The following is a 12,967-nucleotide window of genomic DNA, read 5'->3' on the forward strand; positions in this document are numbered from 1 at the left end:
CAATAGCTGGCGGTCGAAATATAATATGAAACTGAAATACAAGCAAAAACTGAAACACAAACATATAATTGCCAAATTGGAGTAAAGTTAAGTAGCTCAAACTGGGTATTATATAGTAGGGTTTAGCCCAACAGTCCACAGGTATAACGACGTTGAGAAAGGTAGAAGCAATAAATGCTACACCGCAAGATTTATCAACTGTGTTGCGATGGGCGTGAAGTATGTATCTTCTTGCGGGATCAGCAACGCTGGATCGAGAAAGCCCGCATCATCGATATCGAAGGCGATTTAGTCACTCTCAGATATGAAACTGAAGAAGAAGACGAAATCTGCTCTTGGGAGGAGATGGTTCGCCTAGAAAGTATTGGTGCAGTGACTCAGAAGCTAGCTTCTGTACCGCGAGGCAATGCTGAACCCTTAGTTTCTGACGACTGCCCCGAAGCAGAGCGCATTCGCAATCGCTTTACTGATTCTAATCCTGAATAAGTTCTAATCAGTAAAGGCGTTTTAGATAACGCCTTTACTTGTTTTATTCGTCTTGGCGTTCGTAGGCAGGGCAGTAGCCATCCGGTGTAACCTTGAAGCCAAATAAGGGCGACTCTGGATTCCAACAGCGCTGCCCGCGCTGGAACTTGCAGGTAGCACAGCAGCTCAAATCCGTCCAGGCTAAGCGATCGCCATTTTGGTTCATCAACTCGCGGGGCGACAAGCCCCGCAAAACTAGGTCTTCACCTTGCCAGCGAGCTTCCACTAAGCCTGTATCGGCAAAATTGCGCCAGCGAGGATCGGCGGTAATGGCATCAGGCAAGGTAATAGTTACAACAGTACCTAATTCGTTAAGTTCTCCTTCATAATTCGTTTCTGGAGCAGCTGGTTGAACGAAAACATCGCCGATGGGTAAATCGACAAGCGTGCCAACGGCTGGAGAATGTAAGTGGTAGCGGTTGCGTAATTCTTCCAGGCTAGCTAGGTCGGCTAGATAAGTTGGAGCGCCATGAACGAAAATAACGTGCTTCGGTCGCAGGTTGTGAATAAGTTGAGTCGTACCAGGACCATCGCTATGCTGTGCTAGCAGGTAGGTTTCTACCTCTACTAGGGGTGAGGAATGAGGAGTGAAGAGTGAGGGTTGAAACTCGTTAGGATGACCAGGATTTTCAGGGAGAAGAACTAACCAGGGTCCGGTGTTGGGTTGGCAGTATTGACTTAAATCAGTAACATTATCTGCGATCGCGATACAGGGCGATTGACCGACAATTCCTCGCTGTTCGAGTGGTAGGCGACGGACTCGCGGGCGTACCTTTTCATCCCAAAATAAAGATTGATGTTTGGCAAAGTTTTGTACTGCTGTGGGGAAATGTGGTAGTAATTCTAAATAGGCATCGCAGCCCTGAGCTACACTGCCATCAACCCAAATATCGAGGTTGCGTCCGGTAAAGTTGTGATGGCTGCGCAACAGCATCAGAATTTCCTGACCTAGACCTAGAGTCGATGTAGGCAAAAGGACAGAATACGAACTGGCGATCGCCCGATTAATTCTTTCAGCCAGTTGATTTTCTTGGTTGCGACGGTGCGGATGACGTGCCGTGCCGTAGGTTCCTTCGATAATTAATACATCTGGTTCTAAACCGCGTAACTCTTCTAAAGGTAAACCTTCCACCAGGCGAGAGTTAGATAAGAAAAAGTCCCCCGTGTAAAACACTGTATAAGTGCGCCGTCCAGTCGTGTAGGTAAGGAGAATGGCTGCTGCCCCTGGTAAGTGTCCGGCAGGATATAATTCAGCCGTCAATCCATCCTGAAATTCCACAGGCGATCGCCAAGGTAGCGCTTGACAAAATTGCGGGATCTTTCCATCCTCATCTAACCAATTCAGCGGTAGCAGACGAGTTGTTGCTTCGCTGGCATAAATTGGCAGTTGCGGAAAGGCACGATGCAGGGATAGTAAACCTTTAGCATGATCGGGATGAGCATGACTGCATAGAACTAGGTCTACTGGCAAGTTGGTAGCGACAAGTAAACCATGAGACTTAGGCTGTTCTAGTCCCGATTGTAAAACAGAAATGTCCGTCAATCCGCAATCGAGCAGAATGCGGTACGGTCCCATCTTGACCATCAAACAGACACCTTCATCCCCATGCTTCACACCATAGGGAAAGCATTCTAGTTCTGAATTTGCTTCCCCTACAGGCATAGAGGATGCTGACATGCGATCGCTCATCTTCCCCTCCACTCGAACCTAATGCCGCTGTTGGAGCGCAGCGATAAATATGAAACGATGAATTGTAGGATAATTAGGTCATGAATGAAGCGAGCAGCGAATAGAAGCGACAGGTTAGGGAAAGATCGGGGGGCAATTCAATTCATAATGCGCAATTAGACCCCACGCACTCACAACTAACAACTCTTCACTAATAACTGGTCACTGGTCACTGGTCACTGTTAATGGGCGGAGCCGTTACCGTGGTAGTTGTCTGAATCGTAAAATCCGTTTTTCGTGCCAAAAAATAGGCAACAAACAGTAAATACAACCGTTAATCCTACTAAGACAAGTTTGATATCCATTTCTTAATTATTCCTCTCTTTAATTTCGACAAGCACAACGATTTGAAGTCGAGAGACTTCTACCCTGGGGATATTAGCAGAGCGCGATCGGGCGATCGCTAACAGCCTTTATCCGTTCAATTGTAAATAAATAATTGCTGGTAAATTGACTCTCTTCCATCAGATTTTAGAACCTTCTACCCTAACCCGTCCATCTACTGAAGTTGCACCAGCATTACTTGGCTGCACTTTAGTTAGGCAATTGCCGTCTGGACAAATTCTCAGGGGAGCGATCGTCGAAACAGAAGCTTATGCCCCTGGAGATCCAGCTTTTCATGCCTATCGGCGTGTCACCCCGCGCAATCAAGTTGTATTTGGCATGGCAGGGAGAGCATACGTGTATCAAATCTATGGCATGTACCACTGCCTAAATGTCGTCACGGACTGCGAAGGAATTCCTAGTGCCGTACTCATTCGCGCTTTACAACTGGAGTGCTTGCCTAGTGGCTGGGAAATTGGTAGTAAAGGAAACTTGCACCGTCTAGCGGCTGGACCAGGTAAACTATGTCGTGTTTTGCAGATCGATCGCGGCTTAAACGGAACTATATTACAACCAGGACAACCGCTATGGCTCGAACAACGTCAGCAAGAATTTGCGATCGTCCAGACAACGCGGATCGGACTATCTCAAGGTGTAGATCTCCCTTGGCGGTGGTACGTGCAGGGTTGTCCGGCTGTTTCTAAAGTTTAACTATGACATGTAGCATTTGTAACAATTAGCGCGATCGCATTTGAGCAAAAACCCAAAAAACTTGTATAATCCTCATCTAAACATCAAATCTCTACATAAAAGGAGATTGACAAATTTATGGCACGTAGTAATGGCGGCGGTTTTTGGGCAGATTTTCGCAAGTTTATCATGCGCGGCAACGTCATTGACTTGGCAGTTGCAGTTGTTATCGGTGGCGCATTTGGCAAGATCGTTACCTCTTTCGTAGAAGATATTATTACGCCCGTAATTCTCAATCCGGCATTGCAGGCTGCTAACGTTCAAGATTTACAAAATTTATCGGTCAACGGCATCAAATACGGTGTGTTTCTAGCAGCTGTTCTCAACTTTGTAGTCATTGCTTTTTGCCTTTTCTTAATCATCCGTGCCTTTGAAAAAGCTCAGCGCCGATTTTTCCGCAGTCCAGAAGCTGCTGAAGCTGCACCACCCGATCCTGCTGTCATTGCCCAAGAGAGATTGACAGGAGCATTAGATCGCCTGACGACCACGATTGAGACTCGGAACTTGGGTTAATCCCGAGTTGAGCAAGATAAACATAGGTGCGATCGCACCCCTATCTCATAAGATCCAAAGCTTGTAAAATTGCAGTATTGCTTGGCTTTTAGCCAACCAGAAATGCCTGTTGGCTTTTAGTCCACACAAAACGTCAGTTGGCTTTTAGCCGACCAGAAATGTTTATAGAACAACCAATTGTTTTAACTCTTACTCATGACCGTTGCTGCAAATACTGCTACGGGACTAGGTTCCCGCTTGGTAAACACCGTGCTGGCAATTCAGCCTCTAGCTAACTTAGCTAAGCATCAAGCACGGCAAATGATGGTGAAACGAGCAGAGAAAATCGGCGTACCCTGGACCAAAACAGTCCGAGAATTACGCTCTCAAGAATGGGAAAGCCACTGGCAACAGGTATACAATCCTCAATTGCAATATCCCGAGTATTATTGCTGCTCTTTCCACGCTTACGAACAAGGCAATCTCAGTTGGGATGCAGCTTTTGAGGTAGAAGTCGCTGCGCGTGCCGTTCATGCAGGAATTTGGTCTGATGCAGGCGCGGCTGGCGATGCTAAACTTCGTCAGAGTTATCATGAAATCGTCAAAAGCCAACTTCCTCACAACCCACAAGCAATTCTTGATGTAGGCTGTAGCGTGGGTATGAGTACATTTGCTCTAAAAGCACTTTATCCCCAAGCAAAAATTACTGGTTTAGACTTATCACCCTATTTTCTTGCCGTTGCCCATCAGCGATCGCAGCAGCAAAACCAGAGCGAAATCGAATGGGTACACGCTGCCGCAGAAGCAACAGGACTACCAGAGGCAAATTACGATCTCGTTTCGATTTTTCTTGTCTGTCACGAATTGCCTCAGTCAGCCACGCGGCAGATATTGCAGGAGATGCAGCGGTTGTTGCGTCCGGGCGGATATTTGGCAATTATGGACATGAATCCCCAGTCAGAAATCTATGCCCAGATGCCACCCTACATCTTGACGCTACTCAAAAGTACCGAGCCATATCTAGACGAATATTTCACGTTGGATATTGCTCAAGCAATCGTAGCAGCAGGTTTCCATCCACCTACTATCACCTGTAACAGCCCCCGCCACCGGACGATTGTGTCTCAGGTGAAGGATTAGTAGTGCGTGGTGCGTGGTGCGCGGGCAGAGTGGAACGTACTTAATTCCGAATTCCGAATTCCGAATTCCGAATTCATTTGGGCAGTTATTCCGCCACTATTGCTACTGATTTATTACTATCGTCGGGCAACTGCACCACCTCCCCTGTTTCTATTACTACTGTGCTTCGGTTGGGGCGCAATTTTTGGTAGTATCGCTCTGGGTCTAGAGTGGATATTCGAGCATCTCACCAGCCAGTGGGAAGATTGGCAAAGATTTACTCGCACTCTTGCTGGTGTAGCTGTACGTCAGTTGGTGTTTATTGCCCCAATTGAAGAGGGATGTAAGTTAGCTGGAGTCATTACTTCTCAATGGTTGGCAGGACGTAGAGGTAACGGGCGATCGCCTGCCCTCTCTATTTTCATACAGACGATCGCGATCGCTCTAGGGTTCACTGCTCAAGAAAGCTGGGTTTATTTATCCAATGGCGTAGCAACTGTATTCGAGCGCGCGATCGGTACTCCCATTCATGCCATGTTCTCAGCAGCTTTTGGCTATGCTCTGGCAAGGGAGCAGGGAAGAAGAGAGCTGAGGGAGCCCAGGGAGCCCAGGAGGCTGAGGGAGAAGTTACCTCTTGCCTCTCGCCTCTTGCCTTTTGCCTTTTTGATCGACGCAATTATTTGTCATGCTCTCGTCAATATATTTTCTAGTGCTTGGCGCTACAATCCACCAATAAATCTTTTGAGCTACTTATTATTTCCATTTTTCCTCTGGCTCTTTTGGCGCATGGAAAGCTGGTGGCGACAGGTGCAGCATCAGCCGTCAATTATCCTGATTTCTGGCATCACATCTATCCATCGCTACTGGCAAAGAGGTTTGGTTGCGTTTGCCCTGATGCTCGGTGGTAATGCAATTTTTGGCTTTTTTCTGCTTGTCAGAACTCTTAGCCCTTTACATCCCGTCCAGCTACTCGAACCAGATATTTTCTGGTTTATCGCGAGTCGCTCGGCACTCAATTCGATTCCTGGAGCGATCGCCTGGGGAATTTATCGATACTTGAGGTTTGCTGCTAGCCGTCGCAATTTGTCATGATATTCTTTAGAAAAATCATTTATAAAACTTCGCAATCATTTAACATAATTAACAAGACGTATAATTTTTGTTTCAGCAAAGTATTATGATGCAGGGCGGAGAGACAGAAACCCAGGTAAAGAGAGCAGCTATGGCTAACATCAAATTTGTGCAAGAAAATCGGGAGGCGATCGCCGCTGATGGGGCAAACCTCCGCATCAAAGCTCTAGAAAATGGTATCGATCTTTATACGACTTGGGGCAAAATGATGAACTGCGGCGGCTATGGTCAATGCGGTACTTGTATCGTAGAGATTGTTGAAGGTGTAGAAAATCTCTCACCCCGCACTCCAGTTGAAAACAAAAAGCTGAAGAAAAAGCCAGCTAACTATCGTCTTGCTTGTCAAACTTTAGTCAACGGACCAGTTAGCGTTGTTACTAAACCAAAATGAGGGAGCGATCGAGCAGAGGAGTAGCAGAGCGCAAGGTCGCTGAGGGGCTTCAGGAGCAACTACCAACTACCAACTACCAATTCCCCACACCTTACACCCTACACCCTTTCTTTACTGATAACTGACAACTGGTCGCTGACTCGCCCCTCCCTCTGTGTCACGCATTGATGATATCCTGAAAGAGTCAAACCCCCGTATAAAAGAGGCTTTCTGGCGATGCAAGTAAACGATTTAGGCTTTGTGGCAAGCATCTTATTTGTGCTAGTTCCATCTGTATTTTTAATCATTCTTTACATCCAAACCGCTAGCCGCGAAGGAAAAAAAGATTAATTATCACTGTTTTGTCAATTGCTTTGAATCAAAAACAAAACCTCTGTAGAAAGAACTACAGAGGTTTTTAGTTATTAGTTCACGGGGTGTAGGATTGAATTGTGACTTGTCTTGCTTTGCGACTTTCTCTTCCTGCTCTTCAACCAACCGTCCGCGCTAACAGCACGGGACATGTAGCATTGACACGAACGTAATCTGATAGCGATGAGCCGATTAAGCGATCGATGTCAACAAAACTTTTAGCCACGGAAGGACGGCGATCGGGTGAACCCAGCATTAGTAAGTCTACAGACATATCTTCAGCTAAGCGGCAAATTTCTTCGCCTGGCTTGCCCATACTAGTGACACAGCGGGTTTGCACTCCTTGCTTTTTCGCTTCAGCGATCGCCCCAGCCAAAACTGGATCTTTTTCTGCTGCTGCTAGGGCAACTTCTCCTTGTTTACCGCTCAAATTCTTATTGACGTATGCTAAGACTAGCTGACCGCCTTTAATATCTCTTAGCAAAAAGAGTGCTAACTGCAAGCATTGTTTTGCCGCATCGGAACCGTCATAAGCTACCATGATGCGGTTGATTTTCTTCACGTAAATGTCATCCTTCACCAGCAACATAGGACGCGAGGATAACTGAAATACGTATTGACTGACAGAGTTAGATAAAATTGCTTGCAACCGCTTGAGTCCTCGCGAACCCATAATAATTAAGTCAGCATCAACCTCATCTGCTACTTGACATACTACGTCTTTGGGTTCTCCCTGTCGCAGCATAGTAACAGTTCTGCTGGGATCTAACCCTAAGTACTCCACAGCATTTGCGATAATTTTGTCACCTTCCTCTAGCTTGGTTGTCATTCCAGCAGAAGTTGCTTGGGAAGGAACTACATGTAAAACAGTAACTTTTGCCTGTCCGATCGATGGAATCTCTTTCAAATTCTTGAGCATTTCTTCTGCGTGTCCCAGTCCTGAGACAGCAAGCAAAATTTTTTCAATCATTGATTTAACCCGATAGTGAATGCGTCTAGTTTTTATGCTTGGTTAGTGGATGAGTGGGTTAGAATTTGCTTTTTTTCAGTTAGCTCAAGCAGCTTAGCAAGCCATCATCTCTCATTATTATTCTTAAGCATAACGGTCATGCTACTGCAATAAGTTTGACAATTTGTTATCTTCTTTCAAGATAGATAAATTATTATTTAATTTGACTTATATATTACATAGAAAAAAGGATTTTAAAATTTGTTAAGATCGAGGGTGAGAAAATCTCAAAATCCGATCGCTTCAACTGTTATTTCTTCCCCAGCAGCGGGAGCGTGAAGCTCGCTTCAACTTTGTGCTTAGACTGACAATAATGACAATACTTTCAGTAGTTCGCACAACAATCGTCGCGCTGGCTAGGCTTAGTTCAAAGCAATTGGAAAGTAAACTTTTGAGTGACACTATTCAAACTGTCACTCAGCCAGAGTGTAGAGCTGTGTAGCAAATTTTGCTGAAGCTTGAATTGAGATTGGAGTGAGATAATATTTTTTGGATTTTATTAATCTTTTTTTAGATTGAGTATTGCACTATTCGAGAACGGAGTTAAACTAAATATGAAGTATCTTATCTACAGATACGAGTAAACTAGCTGTACCGCGATCGCAAGACGAAGGTAACAGTTGAGTATATAGATTGATTAAAGGTGTGAGGGAAAAAAGGAATATGTCTAGGTTATTGTGGAAAACCGTTATTCTCAGCCCAGCGTGGCTGACTGCCGCACTCGCAGTTTCAACATCGGCAATCGCTGCTACACCAAGCAGCGCTCCAGCAGTTTCAGAACTTAATGCTGCTATTGAAGCCAAAGAGACAAGTATTGTCAATAGTGGCGTTACAAAACCACAGGGAACGCTAATCGCACAACAAGTGCCTGCTGCCCCTGAAACTGACAATACAATTTCCGAAATCAACCGTTATGGTAATGAAGGTCGAGGCGATCGCAACAACATCGCGCAGGTAACCTCAGTCTCTCAGCTATCAGACGTACAGCCTACAGACTGGGCATTCCAAGCCTTGCAATCCTTGGTAGAACGCTATGGCGTAATTGCAGGTTATCCCGATGGCACGTTTCGAGGTAACCGTGCCATGACTCGTTATGAGTTTGCCGCAGGTTTGAACGCTGCTCTCGATCGCGTTAATGAATTGATTGCAGCTGGCACAGCCGATCAAGTTCGCAAGGAAGACTTAGCTACCCTGCAAAGATTGCAAGAAGAATTCTCTGCGGAACTAGCAACTCTACGCGGACGGGTAGACAGCCTAGAAGCTAACGTTGCAGAACTCGAAGCGAATCAGTTCTCGACTACCACTAAACTCGTGGGTGAAGTGGTCGCTGCTGTCAGTGATGCTTTTGGCGGAGACACCGACGCTAATACAGTGTTCCAAGATCGGGTGCGATTGGATTTCCAAACCAGTTTCACCGGTAGCGATATCCTCCACACTCGTTTATCAGCTGGTAATGCGACTCGCTTAGATGTGGGTGAAGATACTTACCAAAACACTCTCACTTTCAACCCAGCCGACAATGGTAATGATGTTGTGGTAGACTGGGCAGCCTACGACTTTAAACTCCCAATTGGCGAAAACTCCAGAGCTTATCTAGCCGCAGCAGGAGGCGTTCACGCCGACTACGCTCCCACCAACAACCCCTTCTTTGAAGACTTTGATGGTGGTCGTGGGGCAATATCTACCTTCGCTTCCGAAAACCCGATCTATCGGATTGGGGGTGGTGCAGGTTTGGGGATCAACATCGCTCCTTTTGGCGAAGCCAGTGGTTTTAAACCTAGTATCACAGCTGGCTATTTTGCTAGAAATGCTCAAGATCCAGGTCAAGGGGCTGGCTTGTTTAACGGTGATTATGCAGCATTAGGACAATTGAACTTCAACTTCGGCGATCGCATTGCCCTTGCAGCAACTTATGTTAATGCATACAACACTGGAGCTTCTCTCGGCAACCTCAATCCAGATGACGATGAAAACTCCGATATCTTTAATTACGCCGGTAGTACTGGTGTTGTTGGAACGCTAGAGGCAAACAATCCATCTAGGCTTTTGGGTGCGGCTGTAGGTGCTGACACCGTCCCAATCTCTTCTAATTCCTACGGTCTTTCTGGTTCTTTCAGATTAAGCGACACCATCTCGATCAGCGGCTTCGGATCTTACACCAATGCTACTCTTATTGGTCGTGGTAATGGTGATATCTGGTCATTTGGTGGCGGTGTAGCTTTCTCTGACCTGGGCAAAGAAGGTAACTTGTTAGGTATTTTTGCTGGCGTGCAACCAACATTAACATCTCTAGATGCTCCTGGTGTCAGAGATTTCAGTAATGAATATGGACTCCACGTTGAAGGCTTCTACCGCTACCAACTTACCGATAATATTTCCGTCACTCCTGGTGTGATTTGGCTCAACCGAGTTGGTCAAACTGGCAGCGATGAAGATGCAATCATCGGTACGCTTCGCACAACATTCAACTTCTAGGTTTTGGTGACCGACTAATTTGAGCGACTCTTAGTTCTGGAATTAGCCGTTTTCTCAATTATCATACCCCGCGATCGCAGCGGGGTTTTTTGTTGGTCATTCATCATCTGTCTTTTGTCATTTGATGAACCCCTTGACAAATAACAAGTGACAAATCATAAATCTATCAAACCCCAGTGGAGAACCGGGGTATAATAGAGAAGTTAAGACCAAAAATTAAAATATCCTTCAACTTCTTGGAACTAGCTTGTGGAACTGTCGTGTAAATCAGAATATGCTCTGCTTGCCCTCTCGGAGCTAGCAACTCGCTACCAAAGCGGTGAACCCTTGCAAATTCGGCAAATAGCAGCTCAACAAAACATTCCAGACCGCTACTTAGAGCAACTACTAGCAACCTTAAGACGCGGTGGTATAGTCAAAAGCCAACGAGGAGCCAAGGGAGGCTATATCCTAGCGCGAGAACCTTGGAAAATTACTTTACTAGAGGTTTTGGTCTGCCTAGAAGGTATAGAAGCAAGAGCTACTGAAGAAGAAAGTAAGCCTAGAACGTTAGAAACTGCTGTCGTGCATGAGATTTGGCATGAAGCTCGACAGGCGGCAAATATGGTCTTGCAGCAGCATACCTTACAAAATCTTTGCGAACAGATAGCTGCCAGACGACAACTCGATATTATGTACTATATCTGATTGCCAGTGAGTAATGAGTAGTGAGTAGTGGAATTACTATTGCTGCTCGCGAATGATAAATGACACCTGACGAAGGACAAACTATGCGTATTGCCCAAGATATTACAGAACTCATCGGTCGTACTCCTCTAGTACAGTTGAATCGTATTCCGCAAGCTGAAGGCTGTGTTGCCCAAATTGTCGTAAAACTGGAAAGCATGAACCCTGCCGCTTCGGTTAAAGACCGAATTGGCATCAGCATGATTAATGCTGCCGAACAGGAGGGATTGATTACCCCTGGCAAAACGATTTTAGTCGAACCAACTTCTGGTAACACGGGTATTGCTCTGGCAATGGCAGCAGCAGCAAAGGGATATCAGTTAATTTTGACGATGCCGGAAACTATGAGTGCCGAACGTCGAGCTATGCTGCGGGCTTATGGAGCAGAGTTAGAACTGACAGCAGGCATCGAAGGGATGAGTGGTGCAATTCGGCGGGCACAAGAAATTGTGGAATCAACGTCGAATGCTTACATGTTGCAGCAATTCCGCAACCCTGCTAACCCCAAAATTCACAAAGAGACAACGGCTGAAGAAATTTGGCAAGATACAGATGGTCAGGTGGATATTTTAGTTGCTGGTGTTGGCACTGGTGGAACAATTACTGGAGTAGCGGAAGTTATTAAAGCCAGAAAACCCAGGTTTAAAGCGATCGCAGTCGAACCAGCTAACAGTCCCGTACTATCGGGAGGTCGTCCAGGACCCCACAAAATTCAAGGAATTGGAGCTGGGTTCGTACCGCAAGTCCTGAAAGTAGACTTGATTGATGAAGTCATTACCGTAAGCGATGAGGAATCGATCGCCTACGGTAGGCGTTTGGCAAAGGAAGAAGGGTTGCTATCGGGGATTTCTTCTGGATCGGCTCTGGCTGCGGCAGTTCGGGTAGCTCAGCGTCCAGAAAATAAAGACAAGCTAATTGTGATGATTCAGCCTAGCTTTGGCGAACGCTACTTGAGTACGCCATTGTTTCAAGATCTTGAGCCGAGACTACCCGCCACGGTTAGTTAACGCTAAAGTGATTGAATGGCTCACTCAAATCACTACGAAACCCTACGAATTCAACCTCATGCCAGCCAAGCGGAGATCAAATCTGCCTATCGCCACTTGGTGAAGCAATTTCATCCCGATACGAATCCTAAGACAGGCGATCGCGATTGGATTATTCAGATTAACGCTGCTTATGAAGTGTTGAGCGACGTTCAAAGTCGTCGGCAGTACGATCGCCAATTAGGAGCAGGTGCGCCAAAGCGATCGCCTTATTCAACTACCACACAACAGCGATCGTCCCAACGCCCAAATGCTCGATCTTCCTACCAAAATCGTCCTAGTGGTAGAGATGCTGACGAGCAAATAGAAATTTGGATGCAACAAGTTTATCAACCTGTCAATCGATCGCTATGTCGAATCCTAAACTCTTTAGAACAACAAATCGAAGAATTATCTGCCGATCCATTTGATGACGAACTTTTGGACAAGTTTCAGGCTTACATCGTCGATTGTAAGGACTGGTTGAAACAAGCTCAAACGACATTTCGTTCAATGCCAAATCCCCCCAGTATGGGCAAAGCAGCAGCGCATCTTTATTACTGTATTAATCAAGTAGCGGATGGATTAGATGAATTAGCCTACTTTCCGCTTAACTATGATGAACGTTATTTGCACGTCGGGCAAGAAATGTTTCGGATTGCTCACGGATTGCACTGCGAGGCACAAAAATCGGTAGAGGCGATCGTTTAAGAAGTCAAGTCATATCATATTGAAGTTTTCTTCAAGTTGACACATACTAGATAGACTTAAAACTTGACGAACAAAGATTAAAAAAATAAAGCCCCCTTTATCTATAGAAAAAGAGGGCTTTGTGTTAATACAAAAAATCGACCTGGCGCGGAGCTATTGTCCCGTGGGGCGACCCCCAGAGTATCGTCGCCGCAGTCGCGTTTCACACC

15 protein-coding genes are annotated in these 12,967 nt (G+C 45.8%); 12 read left to right on the forward strand and 3 right to left on the reverse strand.

The annotated features are described in order from the left end of the window. Positions 1-174: 174 nt before the first annotated feature. On the forward strand, positions 175-486 hold the full coding sequence (locus C7Y66_RS02165) for a DUF6679 family protein (protein ID WP_015157477.1): 312 nt from the start codon (positions 175-177) through the stop codon (positions 484-486). A gap of 43 nt (positions 487-529) precedes the next feature. Here the strand turns inward: C7Y66_RS02165 and C7Y66_RS02170 are convergent, their stop codons facing one another. Together C7Y66_RS02170 and C7Y66_RS32795 are read right to left on the reverse strand one after the other, a co-directional pair. Beyond that, positions 530-2,215: an MBL fold metallo-hydrolase gene (locus C7Y66_RS02170; RefSeq protein WP_015157478.1), complete on the reverse strand. Its 1,686-nt coding sequence runs from the start codon at positions 2,213-2,215 to the stop codon at positions 530-532. Positions 2,216-2,436: 221 nt separating this feature from the next. Further along, entirely contained in the window at positions 2,437-2,559 is a 123-nt protein-coding gene (locus C7Y66_RS32795) for a hypothetical protein (protein ID WP_015157479.1), read from the reverse strand. Positions 2,560-2,704: 145 nt separating this feature from the next. Between C7Y66_RS32795 and C7Y66_RS02175 the strand changes: the two genes are divergently transcribed. From C7Y66_RS02175 to psbM, 7 genes are all read left to right on the forward strand, one after another. Next, positions 2,705-3,289: a DNA-3-methyladenine glycosylase gene (locus tag C7Y66_RS02175; protein WP_015157480.1), complete on the forward strand. Its 585-nt coding sequence runs from the start codon at positions 2,705-2,707 to the stop codon at positions 3,287-3,289. A gap of 117 nt (positions 3,290-3,406) precedes the next feature. Next, the gene (mscL, locus tag C7Y66_RS02180) at positions 3,407-3,841 is read left to right on the forward strand and encodes a large conductance mechanosensitive channel protein MscL (protein WP_106544316.1); all 435 of its coding nucleotides are present in this window, start codon (positions 3,407-3,409) and stop codon (positions 3,839-3,841) included. Between the two features lie 195 nt (positions 3,842-4,036). Beyond that, a complete protein-coding gene (locus C7Y66_RS02185; protein ID WP_106544317.1) occupies positions 4,037-4,960 on the forward strand; it encodes a class I SAM-dependent methyltransferase in 924 nt (307 codons plus the stop codon). Between the two features lie 6 nt (positions 4,961-4,966). After that, positions 4,967-6,031 carry a PrsW family glutamic-type intramembrane protease gene (locus C7Y66_RS02190; protein WP_199197200.1) on the forward strand — a complete coding sequence of 355 codons (1,065 nt, stop codon included), beginning with the start codon at positions 4,967-4,969 and terminating at the stop codon, positions 6,029-6,031. A gap of 130 nt (positions 6,032-6,161) precedes the next feature. After that, positions 6,162-6,461 carry a 2Fe-2S iron-sulfur cluster-binding protein gene (locus tag C7Y66_RS02195; protein WP_041463596.1) on the forward strand — a complete coding sequence of 100 codons (300 nt, stop codon included), beginning with the start codon at positions 6,162-6,164 and terminating at the stop codon, positions 6,459-6,461. Further along, positions 6,458-6,586 carry a hypothetical protein gene (locus tag C7Y66_RS32800; RefSeq protein ID WP_255409924.1) on the forward strand — a complete coding sequence of 43 codons (129 nt, stop codon included), beginning with the start codon at positions 6,458-6,460 and terminating at the stop codon, positions 6,584-6,586. Before C7Y66_RS02195 ends, C7Y66_RS32800 begins: the two co-directional genes overlap by 4 nt. Positions 6,587-6,677: 91 nt before the next feature. Beyond that, positions 6,678-6,791, forward strand: a complete 114-nt coding sequence (gene psbM, locus C7Y66_RS02200; protein ID WP_015157485.1) for a photosystem II reaction center protein PsbM — start codon at positions 6,678-6,680, stop codon at positions 6,789-6,791. 139 nt (positions 6,792-6,930) lie between these two features. On the opposite strand, the gene C7Y66_RS02205 is transcribed toward psbM, so the two are convergent. Continuing rightward, the gene (locus tag C7Y66_RS02205) at positions 6,931-7,782 is read right to left on the reverse strand and encodes a universal stress protein (protein WP_106544318.1); all 852 of its coding nucleotides are present in this window, start codon (positions 7,780-7,782) and stop codon (positions 6,931-6,933) included. Between the two features lie 702 nt (positions 7,783-8,484). On the opposite strand from C7Y66_RS02205, the gene C7Y66_RS02210 reads away from it, so the two are divergent. The 4 genes from C7Y66_RS02210 (at position 8,485) to C7Y66_RS02225 (ending at position 12,758) form a co-directional block, all read left to right on the forward strand. After that, positions 8,485-10,296, forward strand: a complete 1,812-nt coding sequence (locus tag C7Y66_RS02210; RefSeq protein ID WP_015157487.1) for an iron uptake porin — start codon at positions 8,485-8,487, stop codon at positions 10,294-10,296. Between the two features lie 249 nt (positions 10,297-10,545). Then, entirely contained in the window at positions 10,546-10,983 is a 438-nt protein-coding gene (locus C7Y66_RS02215) for an Rrf2 family transcriptional regulator (protein WP_106544319.1), read from the forward strand. Positions 10,984-11,066: 83 nt separating this feature from the next. Then, the gene (gene cysK, locus C7Y66_RS02220; protein WP_106544326.1) at positions 11,067-12,029 is read left to right on the forward strand and encodes a cysteine synthase A; all 963 of its coding nucleotides are present in this window, start codon (positions 11,067-11,069) and stop codon (positions 12,027-12,029) included. Between the two features lie 15 nt (positions 12,030-12,044). Next, on the forward strand, positions 12,045-12,758 hold the full coding sequence (locus tag C7Y66_RS02225) for a J domain-containing protein (RefSeq protein ID WP_106544320.1): 714 nt from the start codon (positions 12,045-12,047) through the stop codon (positions 12,756-12,758). The last annotated feature ends 209 nt before the right edge of the window (positions 12,759-12,967 follow it).

It is taken from the genome of Chroococcidiopsis sp. CCALA 051, from assembly GCF_003015105.1.
GTDB classification, from domain to species: domain Bacteria; phylum Cyanobacteriota; class Cyanobacteriia; order Cyanobacteriales; family Chroococcidiopsidaceae; genus Chroococcidiopsis; species Chroococcidiopsis thermalis.

Coding starts and splice junctions, on each gene's coding strand:
- C7Y66_RS02210 (WP_015157487.1), top strand. CDS start 8,485: ATGTCTAGGTTATTGTGGAAAACCGTTATTCTCAGCCCAGCGTGGCTG.
- C7Y66_RS02225 (WP_106544320.1), top strand. CDS start 12,045: ATGGCTCACTCAAATCACTACGAAACCCTACGAATTCAACCTCATGCC.
- C7Y66_RS02185 (WP_106544317.1), top strand. CDS start 4,037: ATGACCGTTGCTGCAAATACTGCTACGGGACTAGGTTCCCGCTTGGTA.
- C7Y66_RS02195 (WP_041463596.1), top strand. CDS start 6,162: ATGGCTAACATCAAATTTGTGCAAGAAAATCGGGAGGCGATCGCCGCT.
- C7Y66_RS02205 (WP_106544318.1), bottom strand. CDS start 7,782: ATGATTGAAAAAATTTTGCTTGCTGTCTCAGGACTGGGACACGCAGAA.
- C7Y66_RS02165 (WP_015157477.1), top strand. CDS start 175: ATGCTACACCGCAAGATTTATCAACTGTGTTGCGATGGGCGTGAAGTA.
- psbM (WP_015157485.1), top strand. CDS start 6,678: ATGCAAGTAAACGATTTAGGCTTTGTGGCAAGCATCTTATTTGTGCTA.
- mscL (WP_106544316.1), top strand. CDS start 3,407: ATGGCACGTAGTAATGGCGGCGGTTTTTGGGCAGATTTTCGCAAGTTT.
- C7Y66_RS02170 (WP_015157478.1), bottom strand. CDS start 2,215: ATGAGCGATCGCATGTCAGCATCCTCTATGCCTGTAGGGGAAGCAAAT.
- C7Y66_RS32800 (WP_255409924.1), top strand. CDS start 6,458: ATGAGGGAGCGATCGAGCAGAGGAGTAGCAGAGCGCAAGGTCGCTGAG.
- C7Y66_RS32795 (WP_015157479.1), bottom strand. CDS start 2,559: ATGGATATCAAACTTGTCTTAGTAGGATTAACGGTTGTATTTACTGTT.
- cysK (WP_106544326.1), top strand. CDS start 11,067: ATGCGTATTGCCCAAGATATTACAGAACTCATCGGTCGTACTCCTCTA.